General features: G+C 50.1%; 13 protein-coding genes. 8 read left to right on the forward strand and 5 right to left on the reverse strand.

Annotated elements, in window-relative coordinates:
* Window position 1: 1 nt before the first annotated feature.
* Entirely contained in the window at window positions 2–1,819 is a 1,818-nt protein-coding gene (locus A10D4_RS07750) for a DEAD/DEAH box helicase (RefSeq protein WP_008488793.1), read from the reverse strand.
* 334 nt (window positions 1,820–2,153) lie between these two features.
* Here A10D4_RS07750 and A10D4_RS07755 point away from each other — a divergent pair, with 334 nt between their 5' ends.
* The 8 genes from A10D4_RS07755 (at window position 2,154) to nspC (ending at window position 14,295) form a co-directional block, all read left to right on the forward strand.
* Window positions 2,154–3,611: an NAD-dependent succinate-semialdehyde dehydrogenase gene (locus A10D4_RS07755; RefSeq protein WP_008488794.1), complete on the forward strand. Its 1,458-nt coding sequence runs from the start codon at window positions 2,154–2,156 to the stop codon at window positions 3,609–3,611.
* A gap of 10 nt (window positions 3,612–3,621) precedes the next feature.
* On the forward strand, window positions 3,622–4,977 hold the full coding sequence (locus A10D4_RS07760) for an aldehyde dehydrogenase family protein (protein WP_008488795.1): 1,356 nt from the start codon (window positions 3,622–3,624) through the stop codon (window positions 4,975–4,977).
* A gap of 107 nt (window positions 4,978–5,084) precedes the next feature.
* Window positions 5,085–5,936, forward strand: coding sequence for a thioredoxin (trxA, locus tag A10D4_RS07765; RefSeq protein WP_008488796.1), 852 nt, complete (start codon window positions 5,085–5,087; stop codon window positions 5,934–5,936).
* A gap of 222 nt (window positions 5,937–6,158) precedes the next feature.
* Complete coding sequence (locus A10D4_RS07770; protein WP_008488797.1) at window positions 6,159–7,577, forward strand: sodium-dependent transporter; 1,419 nt, start codon at window positions 6,159–6,161, stop codon at window positions 7,575–7,577.
* Between the two features lie 5 nt (window positions 7,578–7,582).
* Window positions 7,583–9,484 carry a GNAT family N-acetyltransferase gene (locus A10D4_RS07775; protein ID WP_008488799.1) on the forward strand — a complete coding sequence of 634 codons (1,902 nt, stop codon included), beginning with the start codon at window positions 7,583–7,585 and terminating at the stop codon, window positions 9,482–9,484.
* Window positions 9,485–9,587: 103 nt separating this feature from the next.
* Entirely contained in the window at window positions 9,588–11,729 is a 2,142-nt protein-coding gene (locus A10D4_RS07780) for a prolyl oligopeptidase family serine peptidase (protein ID WP_040502751.1), read from the forward strand.
* Window positions 11,730–11,863: 134 nt separating this feature from the next.
* Window positions 11,864–13,063, forward strand: a complete 1,200-nt coding sequence (locus tag A10D4_RS07785; protein WP_008488801.1) for a saccharopine dehydrogenase family protein — start codon at window positions 11,864–11,866, stop codon at window positions 13,061–13,063.
* A gap of 95 nt (window positions 13,064–13,158) precedes the next feature.
* Window positions 13,159–14,295 carry a carboxynorspermidine decarboxylase gene (gene nspC / locus A10D4_RS07790; protein WP_008488802.1) on the forward strand — a complete coding sequence of 379 codons (1,137 nt, stop codon included), beginning with the start codon at window positions 13,159–13,161 and terminating at the stop codon, window positions 14,293–14,295.
* 46 nt (window positions 14,296–14,341) lie between these two features.
* On the opposite strand, the gene A10D4_RS07795 is transcribed toward nspC, so the two are convergent.
* From A10D4_RS07795 to murB, 4 genes are read right to left on the reverse strand one after another with little or no spacing between them, the layout of a single operon-like run.
* Window positions 14,342–14,983, reverse strand: coding sequence for a tetratricopeptide repeat protein (locus A10D4_RS07795; RefSeq protein ID WP_008488803.1), 642 nt, complete (start codon window positions 14,981–14,983; stop codon window positions 14,342–14,344).
* A gap of 60 nt (window positions 14,984–15,043) precedes the next feature.
* Window positions 15,044–15,820 carry a type III pantothenate kinase gene (locus tag A10D4_RS07800; RefSeq protein ID WP_192811519.1) on the reverse strand — a complete coding sequence of 259 codons (777 nt, stop codon included), beginning with the start codon at window positions 15,818–15,820 and terminating at the stop codon, window positions 15,044–15,046.
* Window positions 15,789–16,790 (reverse strand): bifunctional biotin--[acetyl-CoA-carboxylase] ligase/biotin operon repressor BirA, encoded by a 1,002-nt coding sequence (birA, locus tag A10D4_RS07805; protein ID WP_008488805.1) that lies wholly within the window; start codon window positions 16,788–16,790, stop codon window positions 15,789–15,791. Before birA ends, A10D4_RS07800 begins: the two co-directional genes overlap by 32 nt.
* Window positions 16,787–17,782 (reverse strand): UDP-N-acetylmuramate dehydrogenase, encoded by a 996-nt coding sequence (murB, locus tag A10D4_RS07810; protein ID WP_040502767.1) that lies wholly within the window; start codon window positions 17,780–17,782, stop codon window positions 16,787–16,789. The genes birA and murB overlap by 4 nt, the downstream gene beginning before the upstream one ends.
* Window positions 17,783–17,915 lie beyond the last annotated feature (133 nt).

The following is a 17,915-nucleotide window of genomic DNA, read 5'->3' on the forward strand; positions in this document are numbered from 1 at the left end:
ATTACATGAAACGTCGCGCTGCGCCGCCTTGAGCTTTACGCGCACGCGGCCGCTCAGAGCCTCGCTCTGACTTACGCTCAGTGCCGCGATCACGACCCTTGCTGGCACCTTTATTAGCAACACGAGGTGGCCGTTGGCGAGTGATCGACGCATCGCTTAATTGCATCGACATCGGTTGCTGACGCACGCGTGCCTTTTGCAATACTTGCAGTACTTCTTTCGGCATGCCTTTTGGCAGTTCAACTAAGCTATGACCGTCGAATAACTGAATTTGGCCAATAAAGCGACTATCCATTTCTGCTTCGTTAGCGATAGCACCAACGATATCGCCAGGACGCGCACCGTGTTCACGGCCAACTTGAATCTTATAGGTATCAAATTCGACGTCATTTGCGCGACTACTGCGGCGCTCTTTACGAGGGCTGCTATCACGACTGTCACGGCTATCACGCGGGTCGCGAACTTTTCGCTCGCGCTGCGGACGTGGCGCTGGGTCGTCTTTAATAAATAACGGACGTGCAGCTTGTTGCTCAAGTAACAACGCAGCCGCTAACTGTTCAGCGCTTAGCTCGGTTTCGCTAACCATCTGTTGCAGTAAGGTCTGCATTTGGGTCAAATCTTGCTGCTCAACATTGGCCGTTAATTTTTTCAGCAACTGCTGCTGACGATGGCTGCTTAACTGCGCAGCGGTCGGCACTTCAAAGTACTCAATGCGACTGTTAGTGGCGCGCTCGTAGTGCTTTAATAAATGACGTTCACGCGGACGGAAGAATAAAATCGCCTCACCCGAACGTCCCGCACGACCGGTACGACCGATGCGATGCACATAGGATTCATGATCGCCAGGCAAGTCATAGTTAATGACATGAGTAATCTCAGGCACGTCCAAGCCACGCGCAACCACGTCGGTCGCGACCAAGATTTCGATATGACCACTGCGTAACTGGTTCACCGTTTGCTCACGCTGAGCTTGGTTCAAGTCACCATTCAACGCAGCAGCTTTAAAGCCTTGCCCCTGCAGTTGTTCAGCAACTTCCATGGTATCTTGACGAGTACGTACAAACACCAACACGCGCTGGTAATCCATGGTTTCCAGTAGACGGGTTAACGCAGTCATTTTATGCAATACGCTGACCTGCCACGCTAACTGACGAATACTCGCTTTGTCTTGCTTAGCGGTTTCGATGCGAATGTTGACCGAGTCACGCAAAAAGCGCTGCGCCAGCTTACGAATTTGCGTCGGCATAGTGGCCGAGAACAAGGTCCGCTGGGCGCTGTCCGGCACCGCCGTCATAATCGCTTCGATATCCTCGATAAAGCCCATGTTAAGCATTTCATCGGCTTCATCCAACACGGCCATGCGCAGTTTGTCGAGACGTAGAACACCTTTGTTAAGCAAGTCGATTAAACGACCCGGCGTACCAACAACTACTTGAGCACCGCCTTTTAGCGCTTTGATTTGTGGCGCAAACGGTGCCCCACCGTAAACGGTAGTCACTTGCAAGCGCGCCATGCCGCGCGAAAAGTCAGTTAAGGCATCGGCAACCTGAATCGCTAGTTCTCGCGTTGGCGTAACCACCAGTACTTGCGTTGCCGCTTGTGACGCATCCACCATACTTAACGCTGGCAAACCAAAGGCCGCCGTTTTACCGGTACCGGTTTGCGCTTCGCCAAGCACATCGGCACCATCCAGTAACACGGGAATACTCTGCGCTTGAATTGGAGTCGGTTGGGTAAAGCCCAATTGCTGTAAACGATCTAGCACAACAACAGGAAGACCCAGATCGGCAAAAGACCGATCAGCCATTTGAGTAGACATATTTTTCTCACCTAATTCCTGCCACGCTCTACGGTGGCGTTAGTAAATGGGGTAAACGCCCAGCAACAGGAATTCGTACAGGTAAGACTATGCGTCGACCGGAAACAGGCGCTGCTACCCCCAAAGATTCAAGGGTTAACCGCTCCCTTTGATTTAATGCGGTGTGTCCTCGAAGAACGCGCATGATACGGGTTTTATAACAAAAAGCAAGGTATTTTCAGAAACCAGCCGGTTATTTTTTAGTCAGAATCAGTCTGTACGCTTGAAAGTGAACTATTTTGGCTCAATCCTGCTATTAAATGAGTACAATCACGCCCAACTAAATGGAGGCATTATGTCAGCTCATACCATGGGTTCTTTGACAAAAACGGATTTATTCATTGAGGGTCATTGGGTTCCTACCGATAAACGTTTTGCGGTGACCAATCCCGCCACCGGTGAAACCATCAGCGAGGTGGCCGACGGTACCGCAGAGCATGCCGAACGCGCTATCGAAGTCGCCGCGCGGGCTTTTAAAACTTGGCGCGCGACACCTGCCGCCGAGCGCGCTCGTCTACTGCGTCGCTGGTATCAAGCGATGCTCGACAACCAACAAGCATTAGCCGAATTAATGAGTGCCGAACAGGGTAAACCGGTAGCCGAGGCAGCCGGAGAGATCGCTTATGGCGCCAGTTTCGTCGATTGGTTCGCAGGCGAGGCGGAACGCGTCAATGGCGATATTTTACCGCTGGTTGAAGAGGGTAAAAAGACGCTGGTGATGAAACAACCGGTTGGCGTTTGTGCCGCTATCACCCCTTGGAATTTTCCTAACGCCATGATCACGCGCAAAATTGCGCCGGCATTAGCTGCGGGTTGCACCATGGTCATTAAGCCGCCACAGTTGACCCCACTGTCGGCTTTAGCCATTGCCCAACTGGCCAGCGAAGTTGGTATTCCCGACGGCGTGATTAATGTCATTCCGACCACCGACTCGAAGAGTGTTGGCAAGGTGCTCGCCACTCACCACGAGGTACGTAAGCTAAGCTTTACCGGCTCAACTGGCGTTGGCAAAACGTTGATGTCGCAAGCCTCAGAAAATGTTAAGAAAATTTCTTTAGAGCTGGGCGGTAACGCACCCTTTATTGTATTCGATGACGCCGATATAGAGGTCGCAGTGGAACAGCTTATTGCCTGCAAATTCCGTAATGCCGGGCAAACCTGTATCAGTGCTAATCGCATTTTAGTCGCCGAACAGGTTGCCGATGCCTTCATTGATAAGCTATTGCCGAAGGTAAAAGCACTCAAACTGGCCGTTGGTACCGACGAAGATGCCGACTTAGGTCCGCTTATCGATCAGGATGCGGTCAACAAGGTACAGCGCTTGGTCACCACCGCCGTTAGCGATGGCGCCGAAGTTCTGTGCGGCGGCGAAGTCGCTACCGAGTTGGGCGATTTATTCTACCCGCCTACGGTGTTACGCGGTGTCACTGATGACATGGATATTACTCAGGAAGAAATTTTTGGTCCGGTGGTTGCTATCAGCACCTTTGCCGACGAAGAAGAAGCCGTACGTCGTGCAAACGACACACCATTTGGTTTAGCCTCTTACTTCTGTGCCCAGTCAGTCGACCGTATTTTCCGCGTTAGTGAGCAACTGGAATACGGCATGGTGGGTGTTAATGCCGGTGGTATTTCACACGTTTATAACCCCTTTGGCGGTATCAAAGAAAGTGGTATGGGACGTGAGGGCTCAGTTTATGGTATCGATGACTATTTAGAGAAGAAGACCGTCACCTTGGGCTCATTATCGTGAGCATCGCCTGATGAACCTATCGGCCCGCGTGAGCGCCTTGCGTGCTCACGCGGCCAGCCGCGCGACTCACTCGCTGGCTTGGCGCCAACAACAGTTACAGCAACTGCAACATTATTTGCAGCAGCAACGCCCGGCTTTACTGCAGGCGCTGGCTGACGATCTGGGCAAGTCGGTGGGCGAAGCCAGCTTGACCGAAATCGATTTTCTACAACAAGACATTCGGCATACCTTAAAACAACTGCCGCGCTGGATGCGCGCTAAACGGGTATCCTCACCACTACTAAGTAAACCCGCTCAGAGCTTTATTGTTCCTCAACCGTTAGGCACGGTACTGATTTTCGGTGCTTGGAATTATCCGCTACAGCTTTGTTTAGCACCGTTAGTGGCAGCTATCGCCGTAGTCCTCAAGCCGTCGGAGCAAGCACCGGCAACCGCCAAGCTACTTGCTGACAGCCTCCCCCAATATCTGGATAAGCAAGCGCTGCTGGTGATCAACGGTGCAGCAGATACCGCCAAAGCGCTGCTACAGGAACGTTTTGAACATATTTTCTATACCGGTGGTGCAAGCGTCGCACGACAAGTAATGGCCGCCGCTAGTCAACAACTTACACCAGTAACCTTAGAGTTGGGAGGTAAAAGTCCCGCTATTGTGCTCGCCGACGCCGATGTGAAGCGTGCCGCACAGCGTCTTGCTTGGGGGAAGTGGCTGAACGCCGGGCAAACCTGTATTGCCCCCGATTACGTCTTGGTCGAGCGTCAACACAAAGCGGCCCTAATAACGGCTTTACGCTCTGCATTAAGGCAGTTTTACGGTAACGATCAGCAACAGGCAAACGACTACGGTCGCATCATCAATCAGCATCACTTGCAACGATTGCAGCAACTGCTAGATGGCGTCGAGGTGATCGAGGGCGGCCAAGTCGACTCGGCACAACGCTACATGGCGCCGACCATTGTTGATGAACCGCCGTTAGCACATGCGTTGATGCAAGAAGAAATTTTTGGTCCAATTTTACCTGTCATCGGTGTTGATGACTTGTGCCACGCAATGGCAATTGTGCGACAACGAGAAAAACCGTTGGCGCTGTATGCGTTTACCAATGATGAGCAGGCACAGCAACAAATTCAACAGGGCAGCGATAGCGGTACCTTGGTATTTAACGACACCTGCCTGTTTATGCTCAACCCTCAGTTACCCTTTGGCGGCGTTGGTCATAGCGGCATGGGCCGCTATCACGGTTATTTCGGCTTTCAAACTTTTAGCCACGAAAAGGCCGTTATGCGCCGTCAGTTAAGCTGGGAGCCGAAGTTGCGTTTTCCCCCATATGGTCGCTTTAAACGTTGGCTACTGAAACGTCTTGGTTAGCGCTTATTGCGCGCCGAGCTTGAAATTGACTTCCACAGCCTCATATTTAGATCATTCGCTAGCATGCGCGAGCCGTTATTGAGCCGCGCTGATCAAGGAGTTTTGCCGTGGCAGCAGAAAATATTGTCAACATCACCCCAGCCAACTTCCAACAAGCACTGCTAGACGCTTCGATGAAAAAGCTGGTTATCATCGATTTTTGGGCCGACTGGTGCGAGCCGTGTAAATCGTTGATGCCAATTTTAGAAAAAATTGCCGCTGAGTATCCACAGGACTTAGTGTTAGCCAAAATTAATTGCGATGAACAGCAAGAAATTGCCATGCAGTTTGGTATTCGTAGTTTACCCACCGTGGCGCTGTTTAAAGACGGGCAACCGGTCGATGGTTTCGCTGGCATGAAAAGCGAAGCGGAAATTCGCGAGCTGCTCGACAAATACCTACCCAGCGCCGACGATGAATTGTTGGCGCAAGCTAAGGCCGCTATGCAGCAGGGCGACAACCAGCAGGCTTACACATTAGCCAAGCAAGCCTATGACTTGAACGCCGATAGTGCCGCTGTGCGCTTGCTGTTTGCCGAAGCGGCGGTTGATTGCGGTCGTATTGAACAGGCTCGCGAGTTATTACAAAGTATTAAGCTGGTTGACCAAGATAGTCATTACCACCATGTCCAAGCGAAACTTGAATTAGCCGAAAAGGCTGCTGATTCTCCCGAAGTACAAGCCTTACAACAAGCGCTTGCTGAGCACCCTGAAGACCATGATACGCGTTTAAAGCTGGCCTTAGCGTTACACCAAGCACAACGTGACGAAGAGGCGTTAGCGGCGGTATTTACCGTACTCAAAACCGATTTAAATTATGCTGACGCGCGAAAAACGGCAATGGACATCATTAATGCACTGCCGGCCGGTGATCCGCTTGCATCACGCTATCGTAAAGTACTGTACAGCATGCTTTATTGAGTGCTGTACGCTAGCAACGAGCTTGGGCCGGTTCCCTCAACCGGCCCTTTTTTTGTCTTAAAAACGGTATTTCGTCCCATCCACAGTCGCTTTTACACTGGTCCGCTTGCCGCCATTCTCTGCCCTTGCTAGGATTGCCAAGCGCTGCCCGCAGAACCTGCGCATGATAAATAGCGAGCCATCAACACAATTAAAAAAACAACAGAATAAGAAAGGAAGGCTATGAGCGCTCAACGAGATCAGTTCAGCTCAAAGATTGGCTTTATCTTAGCCGCTGCAGGGTCAGCGGTTGGTATCGGTAACTTAGTCGGGTTTCCGGTGGCTGCCACAAAAAATGGCGGCGGTGCTTTTTTACTCATTTATGCGTTTTTTGTCGCCTTTATTTGCTTACCGGTGATGCTGGCCGAAATGGGCCTAGGACGTCGCGCGCAACGTAGCCCTTTAGGCTCCTATAAAGCCCTCTCTAAGGATGCAAAACGCTGGAGCATTCCCGGCGTTTTAGCAACCATAACCCCCTTTATGATCGCCATTTTTTATATGGTCATCACGGTCTGGATTTTTGGCTTTTTAGTGCAATCATTGATGGGTAACCTTCGTCAGATAGCCGCACCGGGCTATTTTGATGCGTTCGTTAACGACCATTCATTTTTGCTGTATCTAGTGGCCGTAACACTGATTGTTAATCTGATTTTATCGGGTGGCGTGCGACAAGGTATCGAGCGCGCTTCCAAGTTCCTAATGCCAGCCTTGTTCGTCATGCTGCTGGTGATGGTGGTGTTTGTATTAACACTCGATAATGCCTTTATGGGTGTCGAATTTTATTTGGTGCCAGACTTTAGCAAGATCGATGGTTCGGTGATTAGTGGCGCATTATCACAAGCATTTTTCTCGCTATCGCTAGGCATGGGTATCTTAATCACCTATGGCTCTTATTTCCGTCGTAGCGATGATATTGTCACCTCTGGCAAACTGGTTGCGGTTACCGATACCGCGGTAGCTTTTGTTGCCGGTTTAATGACATTGCCAGCTATCTTTGCCATTAATCCAAATACCAACCCAGAAACATTGACTGATTCGTCGGTGAGTATGATTTTTTCATTCTTCCCGAAGATATTTTTAGCCTTAGAGGGTTCGGTAGGATATGTCGTCGCCAGTATCGCTGCCGTGGTCTTCTTTACGTTAGCCTTCGTTGCAGCAATCACCTCGTTGGTCTCTATCATCGAAGTACCCACCGCGGCGATTATTGAACAACGTGGCACCAGCCGTAAAAAAGCCTTAGTCATTATGTGCGTGTTAGTGACGTTGCTGACCATCGTTGCCTCGACCTCGTTTGGCTTAGTGCCGATGTTTACCGAGTTCACCTTTTATGGTGGCGCAACTAAATCGGTTTTTGATGTCATTATTGACGTTTTTTACGACACGATTTTGCCGCTAAACGGTTTGCTAATTTGCTTATTTGTCAGTTGGCGCTGGCGTAAAGAAAATTTAGAGCAGGAACTCAGCGAGGGTAACACGGGTTATCCACAAACCTTTTTAGCCAAGTATGTGCGGATATCCATTACCACCTTTATTCCGCTTATTTTAGCCGTTGTTTTCATCAACACCGTAGCGAAAAAGTTCTTCGCTTACCCCTTGTTTTAAACATTGTGGGCTATATTTCCGACACACTAAAACAGCGGCGCCATCGCGCCGCTGTTTTAGTCTCTGCAGCAACTCACGACACAACAATCCGCTTAGCTCAGCTGCAGCAACTCAATACTAAGCAACAGGGCTTAATGCTCGGCCCCAGCGAGCAGATGACCGCCTCGTTAAACCGCTACCGAGATTATTTAGGTCATGAATACGCTTGGCTGGTTATCGACTGCCGTGAACAACTACATGCCGATGCTATTGCCGCTTGTTGTGGTACCTTGCAGGCCGGTGGATTATTGGTATTACTCTTGCCTGAACAACCCTCTCCGTTCGCATTGCGCTTACTCGACCACGCCGCATGTTTTGCCGAGATCCAGCAACAGCCTGCTAATGAAAGCACCTGGCATGCGATCGGCGAGGCCTGCCAACAATTATCGCGAGTGACGCCGAATAACGTAGCGCCAGAGGCGTTAAAGCAACAACAACAGATAGTCGAACAACTGCTTGGCAGTCAATCGCCGCAGCTGCTCATTGCGGACCGGGGACGTGGCAAAAGCGCGACCCTCGGCTTAGCCGCGAAACAATGGCTAGCCAGTCACCATGGTGAACTCTTGATCACCGCGCCGCATCCATCAGCGATAGCACAAGTTAAACGCTATGTCGGCGCGAATCATGAGCGGTTACGGTTTCGGCCTTGGGACAAACTACTACAACAATCACCAGCAGCAAACAGCCCACTGATCATCGATGAAGCGGCCGCGATACCATTACCTCAGCTACGCCGCTTATGTCAGCATTACCAACCGCTGTGGTTAGCGACTACAGTCGCTGGCTATGAGGGCTGCGGGCGTGGCTTTGTGGTGCATTTTGAGCAGTGGCTGCGGCAACGCTACCCACAACTGGGTTATTGCCAACTGCAACAACCATTGCGCTGGGCCGCTGACGACCCACTTGAACGTTGGTTATGGTCGGCATTATTGTTACAGCAACCGTCAGCGACAGCGACGAGCTCTGGCATCGACGAGCGTTATCACGACTGTCACGCTAGCGAACTTGACGACTCGCTACTAGCACAAGCCTTTGATCTGCTTTTACAAGGCCACTATCAGAGCAGCCCGAACGACCTAAAGCTACTGTTGGACGATCCTCAGCAACGGTTGCTACTGGCTAGCGAGAACGGTCAAATAACGGGCGTGGTCTGGTACAGTCAAGAAGGCCCCCTCAGCGCCGAACTAGCCGTTGCCGTGCAACGCGGGCAACGTCGTCCCGCCGGCAACTTAATACCGCAAGCAGTCGGCTATTACCTGCAACAGCAGTGGGCTTTACGCCATCGTTGCTGGCGCATCGTGCGCATTGTGGTGACCACGGCACAGCGTCGGCAAGGATTGGGGAGTCAGCTATTGCAGCAACTGCGTCAACAGGCACAACAACAACGCATAGACTGGCTAGCCACCAGCTACGGCTATACGCAACCACTGAGCCGCTTTTGGCTCAACAACCACTATCAGACCATACGCATCAGTCAGCGCTTAGACAAAAGCAGTGGCCGTCCGGCTTGTTTTGCCGCTCAAGCGCTGAGCACCGAACTACAACCGCCGCTAGCGACGTTAGTCACCTATCAGCAGCAGCAACAGCGCTGGCGCGAGCAACAATTAAGTACAACCGATGTTGCGCAGTTTGCACCACCGCTGCTGGATATTATCGACGCGTTATACGACGCATTTATCAACGCCTATATTGGTTTCAACGACGCGCAGTTTGCCCTTTTTTGCCAACATCAGCGCGGCCTAATTTGTTTACCGCAAACGCTACATCGAGCCATTGACGAAGCACAACTTGCGCAACGATTACAACAACCCAGCCGAGCAAGTGCGTTGGCGTACTTACGTCAGCATCTAAATTTGTTAAAAAATTAAACCCTGTTACAACAAAAACACCAGCAGCCAAGGGCTAAAGGTGTACCCTCCACTGATTCCATCGTATGATGTCAGGGTCTACTAACAAGCAAGAGTGTTGATCATGAACAAGTATCATGTACTTTGCGCGAGCTTGGCGACGTCATTGTTGCTATCAGCTTGTAGCCAAACGTCTTCTGACAACACCCCAGCAGGGGAGAATCACTTGTCGTATCCTGAGACTAAGCGCGTCGATCAGGTCGACAATTATCATGGTACTGAGGTCGCCGATCCGTACCGTTGGCTCGAGCAAGATAGCGCCGCAGTATCGGCTTGGGTTGATGCGCAAAATGATTTTTCTCGCCCTTATTTAGAAAGTCTGCCAGCGCGCGAGCGCATTAAACAACAACTCACCGGCCTGTGGAATTACGAAAAAGTCAGTACCCCCGAAAAGCACGCCGGTAAGTACTTTTTTTATCGCAACGACGGCCTACAAAACCAGTCGGTGCTTTATACCCAAGATAACTTAGATAGCCCACCACAAATCTTAATTGACCCTAATAGTTTTAGTGACGATGGCACCGTATCTTTGGCGCGTACCAGTATATCGCCCGAGGCACGCTATATTGCTTACGCCAAATCAGATGGCGGTAGCGATTGGACCAGCTGGCATGTGCGTGATATCCGCAGTGGTGAGGATTTAACCGATGTGTTAACCGGCACCAAATTTACTAGTGTCAGTTGGCACCCTGATGGCGACGGCTTTTTTTATAGCCGTTATCCGGAAAACGCCAACGGTGATGCCGATGATAGCCAACCGGTTGCGGTTTACTATCATCAACTGGGCGATGACCAACAACAAGACGCATTAGTCTATCAACGCAGCGATAAGGCAACTTGGAACCCGTATCCGCAAGTGACCGATGACGGCCGTTATTTGCTTATCGATATTTTTGAAGGCTATACCGCGAATGCCGTTTATTATCGGCCATTAAATGATAGCGACGCGGAGTTCAAACCACTATTTGCCAAGTGGGATGCGCAATATAATTATGTCACCAGCCATGATGGCCAACTCTACTTCCGAACCACCAAAGATGCGCCTACCGGTCGGGTCATTGCGGTTGATACTAAACAACCAGAAATGGCGCAATGGCAACAAATCGTACCCGCTCAAAAGCAAACGTTAGATAGCATTTCTGCAGTGGGTAGTCGTTTATTCGCTAATTATCTGCAAGATGCCCGCTCGCGTGTGGCAATTTATGATATGAGCGGTGGTGAAGCGACCGAGTTGGCTTTACCGGGGATTGGCTCTATCAGCGGTTTTGGTGGCGATAAAGACAGCGACGAGACTTTCTTCAGCTTTACCAGCTTTACTGAGCCCGGCAAAATCTACCGTTATCGGATTGCGGATGATCACCGCTCGCTTTGGCACGAGACTGAAGTCCCCTTAGATTTGTCCAACTATGAAACCGAGCAGGTCTTTTACGAAAGTAAAGACGGCACCCGTGTACCGATGTTTATCATTCATCGTAAAGGCTTAACACTCAACGGCCAGCAACCAACGTTACTATATGGCTATGGTGGCTTTAATGTGTCGCTGACGCCGAGCTACAGCGTGACGCGCATGGTCTGGTTAGAAATGGGCGGTGTGTTAGCCATCCCTAACCTACGCGGCGGCGGTGAATACGGCGAAGCGTGGCATCAAGCCGGAACCAAGCAACAAAAGCAAAACGTATTCGACGACTTTGTTGCTGCCGCTGAGTGGTTGATCGCTAATAATTACACCAATAGCGATAAGCTGGCTATTCAAGGCGGTAGTAACGGCGGTCTGTTGGTCGGTGCCACTTTGCTGCAACGTCCCGATCTGTTCGCCGCGGCTTTACCCGCGGTGGGTGTACTGGATATGCTGCGCTACCACTTGCCGAGTGCTAACGCGCGCGGCTGGAGCAGCGATTACGGTCTAAGCGAAAATGCTGACGAATTTGCGGCGTTATACGCTTATTCACCGGTACATAATGTCGAGCCAGGCACCTGTTATCCAGCCACTTTGATCACCACTGGCGATCACGATAACCGCGTCGTACCATGGCACAGCTATAAGTTTGCTGCTGCCCTACAACACGGCCAAGGCTGTGACAAGCCAGTCTTGCTGCGCGTAGAAACACGTGCCGGGCACGGCGCTGGTACCCCGACTTGGATGCGTATTGAAGGCTACGCCGACCAATGGGCGTTCCTTGCCGAACAACTCGGCATGACCTTTTAAACATAACGAAAAAGGCGCCAAAGGCGCCTTTTTTAACACTGCTGAAAAGCGAAAAGTGTGCTATCTTTCGCCCTTTAAATCATCTGTGTATCACTGGGCCCTAGCCGCCCTTACTAAACAAGGAACCTGCGTCCATGTCTAGAGTTTTGATTATTGGTGCTGGCGGCGTCGCTGGCGTCGTCGTAAAAAAATGCGCCATGTTAACGGAGTATTTTTCTGAAATTCATTTGGCTAGCCGCACCATTTCAAAATGTGAAAAGCTACAAGCAGAAGCTGGCGCTGATCGCGTGGTTGGTGTTTATGCGGTTGATGCCGATGACGCGAATCAAGTCGCCGACTTAATTCGTCAAGTGGAACCGGCGCTGGTCATTAACGTGGCCCTACCCTATCAAGATCTGCCCATCATGGATGCCTGTTTAGAAACCGGTGTGCATTATCTAGATACCGCTAATTATGAGCCTAAAGACGAAGCTAAATTTGAATATTCATGGCAGTGGGCCTATCAAGAACGCTTCAAAGAAAAAGGCTTGATGGCGTTGCTTGGCGCTGGCTTTGACCCAGGTGTTACGAATGTCTTTACCGCCTACGCGGCAAAACACTATTTTGACGAAATTCATTATCTTGATATCGTCGATTGTAACGGTGGTGATCATGGTCAGGCATTCGCCACTAACTTTAATCCGGAAATCAATATTCGCGAAATTACTCAGCGTGGTCGTTATTGGCAAGATGGTGAATGGCATGAAACCGATCCCATTAGCGTGCGCGAAGATTTAGATTATCCAAATGTCGGTGTGCGTCCGTCCTACTTGCTCTTCCATGAAGAGCTAGAGTCGCTGGTTAAGCACTTCCCCAGCCTCAAACGAGCACGCTTTTGGATGACCTTTGGTGAGCAATATTTGACCCACCTGCGGGTGCTGGAAAATGTCGGCATGACGTCAATTGAGCCGGTTGAGTTTCAAGGCCAAAAAATTGTTCCATTGGAATTCCTAAAAGCGGTATTGCCAAACCCGGGTTCGTTAGCTGAGGGTTACACCGGCATGACCTGTATTGGTACTTACGTGACCGGTATTAAGGACGGCCAAGAAAAGACCATTTTCATCTACAACAATTGTGACCACGCGCAGTGTAATCGTGAAGTGGGCGCGCAAGCGGTATCTTATACCACCGGTGTGCCAGCTATGATCGCTGCATCGATGATGTTACAAGGGCACTGGATGAAACCGGGCGTGTGGAACATGGAGCAATTTGATCCTGACGAGTTTATGAACCGTTTGAATCAATACGGCTTACCTTGGCAGGTTGAAGAGTGTGAGAGCCCGTTTAAGCGTTAACGGCTTTAACCAACACCGTCTTTAACATATTGTGTTATCCAGACAAACGCCGCCTATGCGGCGTTTGTTGTCTGTCGATAAGGACTTTTTCGATCATGACTGAACGTTATCTTGCGGCGGCTATTCCTTCGCCATGTTATGTCTTGGATGAAGCGTTATTGCGTGACAATTTACGCTTGATGCAACGCGTACAAGAGCAAAGTGGCGCCAACATAATTTTGGCGCTGAAGGGCTTTTCGATGTGGAGCGCTTTTCCTATCGTGCGCGATTATTTAAAAGGCTGCACAGCGAGCTCAGTATGGGAGGCGCGCTTAGCCGCCGAGGAATTTGCTAAAGAAGTACATGCTTACGCGCCTGCTTATAAGCAAAGCGATATCGATCAGTTACTACCATTAGTCAATCATCTATCGTTTAACAGTTTGTCACAGTGGCAGCGCTATCGTGAGCAAGTACAGCGTGCCGGCGTTTCCATAGGATTGCGCATTAACCCTGAGCATCGGGAGGCCGATACCGAGCTTTATGATCCGAGCGCCCCAGGCTCCCGTTTAGGCGTGCGCCGCAGCGAGCTTGAGGGTGTCGACTTGAGCGGTATTGAGGGTCTGCACGTGCATAACTTATGTGAGTGCGACTCATACGCGTTAGAACGAACGTTGGCCGCGGTTGAACAGCGTTTTGGCGACATTCTGAAACAGATGAAATGGCTAAACTTGGGTGGCGGCCATTTGATGACTCGTGAGGGTTACGACGTCGAGCATTTGATTAAACAGCTTAAACGGCTTCGCGAAAGCTACGATATTGAGGTCATTTTAGAGCCCGGATCAGCCGTCGCGTGGCGCACTGGCCCACTCGTTTGTGAAGTCGTCGACATTATCGAAAACGATGGTCAAATCGCTTTGTTGGATATTTCCGCTACGGCTCACATGCCAGATGTGCTGGAAATGCCATATCGTCCAACTATCAGCGGTGCTGGACTGCCTCAGCAAAAGGCATATACCTATCGATTAGGTGGTAATAGCTGTTTAGCCGGTGACGTTATCGGTAGCTATAGTTTTGAGCAACCGTTGGCGGTTGGTGATCGGTTAGTGTTTGAGGACATGATGCACTACACCATGGTTAAAACCTCATTTTTTAATGGCGTTGAGCATCCAGCTATCGGCATTTTACGCGAAAATGGCGAGTTTGATTGCGTACGTCGCTTTGACTACAGTGATTTTCGCAGTCGTTTATCGTAACCAGTCGCGTAAGTCATAACGCCAGCAGCCGTGTTGAACTTGATGTTTAAGTTAGCGGCTGCTGCGCTCTTTCTACGACCGAAGCGGGCATCAACTTAGCCAAAGCTTTAAGTTTCTTTTCGATTTGTTGGTGCTGACCACGATCAGCGGTTACCGCATTGTGTAGCCAATGATAGGCTTGCTCAAAATCGTATGGACTGCCGTTACCGGCAATTAAAATATCCGCCAAGCGTAGTTGTGCAGGCAAGTTGCCCAAAGATGCGGCTTCGCGTAAATAGCGAATGGCTCTTTCGGTATCCACTTGAACTAAACGGCCAGTGTGGTAATAACGACCCAATTGTTCAAGCGCCTCGGGCATGCCTTGCTGTGCCGCTAACTGCATATAATGCAAACCCAGCTCAGCGTTAGTTTTATAACACACCCCCCAAGCCAGCATATCCCCGTATAAGAATTGATAAGCCGGTCGCTTTTCTAAGCTCGCCTGAGCTTCAACATCTTGTACCAACTGACAACGGTCGGTATCTCTAACGCGCTGTAAATGGGTATTGTCACGGATCATCTCTATAAGTTCGCGATCACTGTATAACTGCACGGCTTCCATTTCTTCACCGTAGGCATAGCTAGCATAGAAGTTAGCTATTACACTGATAAAAGTGAACATTGCGATGAGGTTATTTCTGTTCTGCATGGCTCAACTCATTCTGGGTCATGACCGCTACACACTCGATATGTACTGTTATCGGCAGTGTTAGCGAAGTCTTAAGTCTTCAGCATAGACTTGTAAGCCATGAATAACCAAGTCTGGTACGACGTCCGTATTGTCAGGCATAACCGCCAATAATTCTTGATGATTACCGCCGCAAAGTAGTACTCGAAAATGCTGCCAAGCAGGTAGCTCTGCGGTCACCGCTAAGGCCTGCCGAACCACTCCCGATTGTGCCGCTTGGCAGCCATTTAACAGACCATCCGAGGTATTACTTGCGGGTGCTGTAGCACGGCCACGGCTGCTGTCGCTATCAATGAAAACACCAGGCGCCCGCGCGAGTACGGCATCACGCATCAGTTCAAAACCGGGAATAATCCAACCGCCTAAATGCTGACCGTGGCTATCAAGCCAATCAATGGTTAACGCAGTGCCGGTATCAACAATCAAACTCGGAAAACGACCTTGGCTACGCTGCTGTGCAGCTAATAAGGTTAGCCAACGGTCACAACCTAGGGTTTGCCATTGCTGATAAGCATTGGTTACCCCGGCTTGCTGAGCATGAGTGCTGGCCCAGTGTATGGTCAACGGTTGTGCCCAACGGCTTATTGCGGTGCGGGTTTGCGGCTGACTAACGTGACTGGCAAGGACATAGCTCGGTATCGCATAGTCATGGCTCTGACACCAACTTAGCACGTCGCCTGCAGCCAGTTGTTCGCTGCTCATGATATCGCTCACCAATATGCCTTGGTGATCGGCAAGCGCCACCTTGGAGCGCGAATTACCACTATCAATCAATACTGTAGTTGCCGTCTCTGACACTGATTTCTCCAGAAAAGTAGCTGATCAGTTTTTCTTCACCATCACGCTTTTCTTTGACTAATAAGGCCCCGTTACTATCGATACCCTGAGCAATGCCACGTACCGTCCGCTGCCCCAGTAATAAGGTTACCGGCTGTTGATAATAGCGGTCGAAACGTTGCCAATCAGACAAGATACTACTGACACCATCACGGTCATAATCACGTAATGTGTCGTAGAGCGCATTGACCAGTTGTGCTGCCCAATGATTGCGGTCCGGCCTTTTCCCTAATACGGTTTTTAAATCTGTCCAAGCTTGGTCAATCTGTTGTGCTGTACTGTCTGGCATAGCCACGTTAAGTCCGACACCGATAATGCTATGGCCATCGCCGCCCGCTTGTCCCTCAAGTTCAACCAGAATACCGGCGATCTTTTGGTTATTCACATAAACATCGTTAGGCCACTTTAACGATACGTTAGCAATACCTTGTTGGTCGAGGCAGCGTGCTAACGCCGTGCCGACCACCACACTTAACCCCATCGCTCCGTTAAGTCCCATATTTAACGGCCAATAGAAGCTCACATACAGATTGGAACCAAACGGCGAATGCCAACGTTTTCCGCGCCGTCCCCGACCGGCGGTTTGTGCTTCGGCGATAACACTTAAACCGGGTTCGGCAGATTGCGACAATAACTGTTTTAGTACATCGTTAGTCGAGGTCACCACGGGTTGTACCTGCACCAGTCGAGCGAGGTTTTCGGGTAGTTGTGCGGCAACTTGCTGCTGTGAAATCAGCTGTAACGGCGCAGCTAACCGGTAACCTTTACCGGTGACACGATACACGTCTAGGCCAAGTTGATTTAAGGTATCGACGTAACTGGCAATAGCGGTACGACTAACGCCTAGCTGTTGTCCGAGTGCTTCGCCGGAATGGAATTGTCCATCAGCCAAGAGATGAATCAAGGTATCGACATTGTCTTGTTTGCTCATAACTGTTCCAATAGTTGACCTTGCCGATCAAACAAACGAACCTCGGGTTCCAATTGAATACTGTAGTGCTCGGCTACAGCAGCAGCGATATAGCGAGCCAAGCATAACACGTCATCACCGCTGGCTTGATGCAAGTTAACCAGTACCAACGCTTGTTGTTGATGTACAGCGGCGCCACCAAATCGATACCCCTTTAAGCCCAGTTGATCGATCAACCATCCTGCTGGCACTTTAACCTCGTCAGCAGAGACAGGGTAACTAGGCATATTACTGAATTCACGCGTTAATTCTTGATACTGCGATACGCTAATAACTGGATTCTTAAAAAAGCTACCGGCGTTAGGCAGTTGTGCTGGATCGGGTAATTTACTGTTTCTAATTTCGATAACTCGCTCATAAATGGCTTGTGGCGTGCAGTCGGCGGCTAAGCTGTCTAACCCATGATAGCTAATCTGAGCTTGCCACTGTTGAGGCAATCGAAATATAACTTCTGTGACCAACCAGCGGCCGGGATGACGTTTAAACAAGCTGTTACGGTAGTCAAACTGGCAGGCATTGGCGTCAAAATATTGCCAACGTTGCAGTTTTATATCCCAAGCCTTGACCTGATTAATGAAAGCCGCGACCTCGACCCCATAGGCGCCAATGTTTTGTACTGGAGCGGCACCGACGGTACCGGGGATCAGCGCCAAATTCTCTAATCCAGCAATATTTTTACTGATTAACTGGCTGACTAACTGATGCCAGTTTTCGCCACCACCGGCACGTACTTCAACGTAGTCATCTTGTGCAGTAATCTGAATGCCTTTGATCCGGTTAACAATAACCGTACCGGGATAGTCGGCCAAAAAGATGGTATTACTACCGTCACCGATAATGACGAAGGGAGCTTGCCAATCAAGCGTTTCACAGTCAGCCGATGAGGTTATCTCAAGCAACGCTTGGGCTTGTACTGGCAGCTTGAACGTGTGTCGGTTAGAAAGATCGATCATAAGCAGCATTTAAAAAAGATAATGCGCCTAGTATATCGTAAATGACTCAGTGATGAGACTGCTCAACTTGTATTAAAACAACGGATAAAAACGTAGGACATAACTCTCGGTAGGTCACCGCGGCGGTGGCGCT

The sequence above is a fragment of the Idiomarina xiamenensis 10-D-4 genome (assembly GCF_000299895.1).
Classification (GTDB): domain Bacteria; phylum Pseudomonadota; class Gammaproteobacteria; order Enterobacterales; family Alteromonadaceae; genus Idiomarina; species Idiomarina xiamenensis.

What these genes read in the sequence shown, in the direction of transcription:
- A10D4_RS07750 (WP_008488793.1), bottom strand. Translation starts at nt 1,819, where the DNA reads ATGTCTACTCAAATGGCTGATCGGTCTTTTGCCGATCTGGGTCTTCCT.
- A10D4_RS07755 (WP_008488794.1), top strand. Translation starts at nt 2,154, where the DNA reads ATGTCAGCTCATACCATGGGTTCTTTGACAAAAACGGATTTATTCATT.
- A10D4_RS07760 (WP_008488795.1), top strand. Translation starts at nt 3,622, where the DNA reads ATGAACCTATCGGCCCGCGTGAGCGCCTTGCGTGCTCACGCGGCCAGC.
- A10D4_RS07770 (WP_008488797.1), top strand. Translation starts at nt 6,159, where the DNA reads ATGAGCGCTCAACGAGATCAGTTCAGCTCAAAGATTGGCTTTATCTTA.
- A10D4_RS07780 (WP_040502751.1), top strand. Translation starts at nt 9,588, where the DNA reads ATGAACAAGTATCATGTACTTTGCGCGAGCTTGGCGACGTCATTGTTG.
- A10D4_RS07785 (WP_008488801.1), top strand. Translation starts at nt 11,864, where the DNA reads ATGTCTAGAGTTTTGATTATTGGTGCTGGCGGCGTCGCTGGCGTCGTC.
- nspC (WP_008488802.1), top strand. Translation starts at nt 13,159, where the DNA reads ATGACTGAACGTTATCTTGCGGCGGCTATTCCTTCGCCATGTTATGTC.
- A10D4_RS07795 (WP_008488803.1), bottom strand. Translation starts at nt 14,983, where the DNA reads ATGCAGAACAGAAATAACCTCATCGCAATGTTCACTTTTATCAGTGTA.
- birA (WP_008488805.1), bottom strand. Translation starts at nt 16,790, where the DNA reads ATGAGCAAACAAGACAATGTCGATACCTTGATTCATCTCTTGGCTGAT.
- murB (WP_040502767.1), bottom strand. Translation starts at nt 17,782, where the DNA reads ATGATCGATCTTTCTAACCGACACACGTTCAAGCTGCCAGTACAAGCC.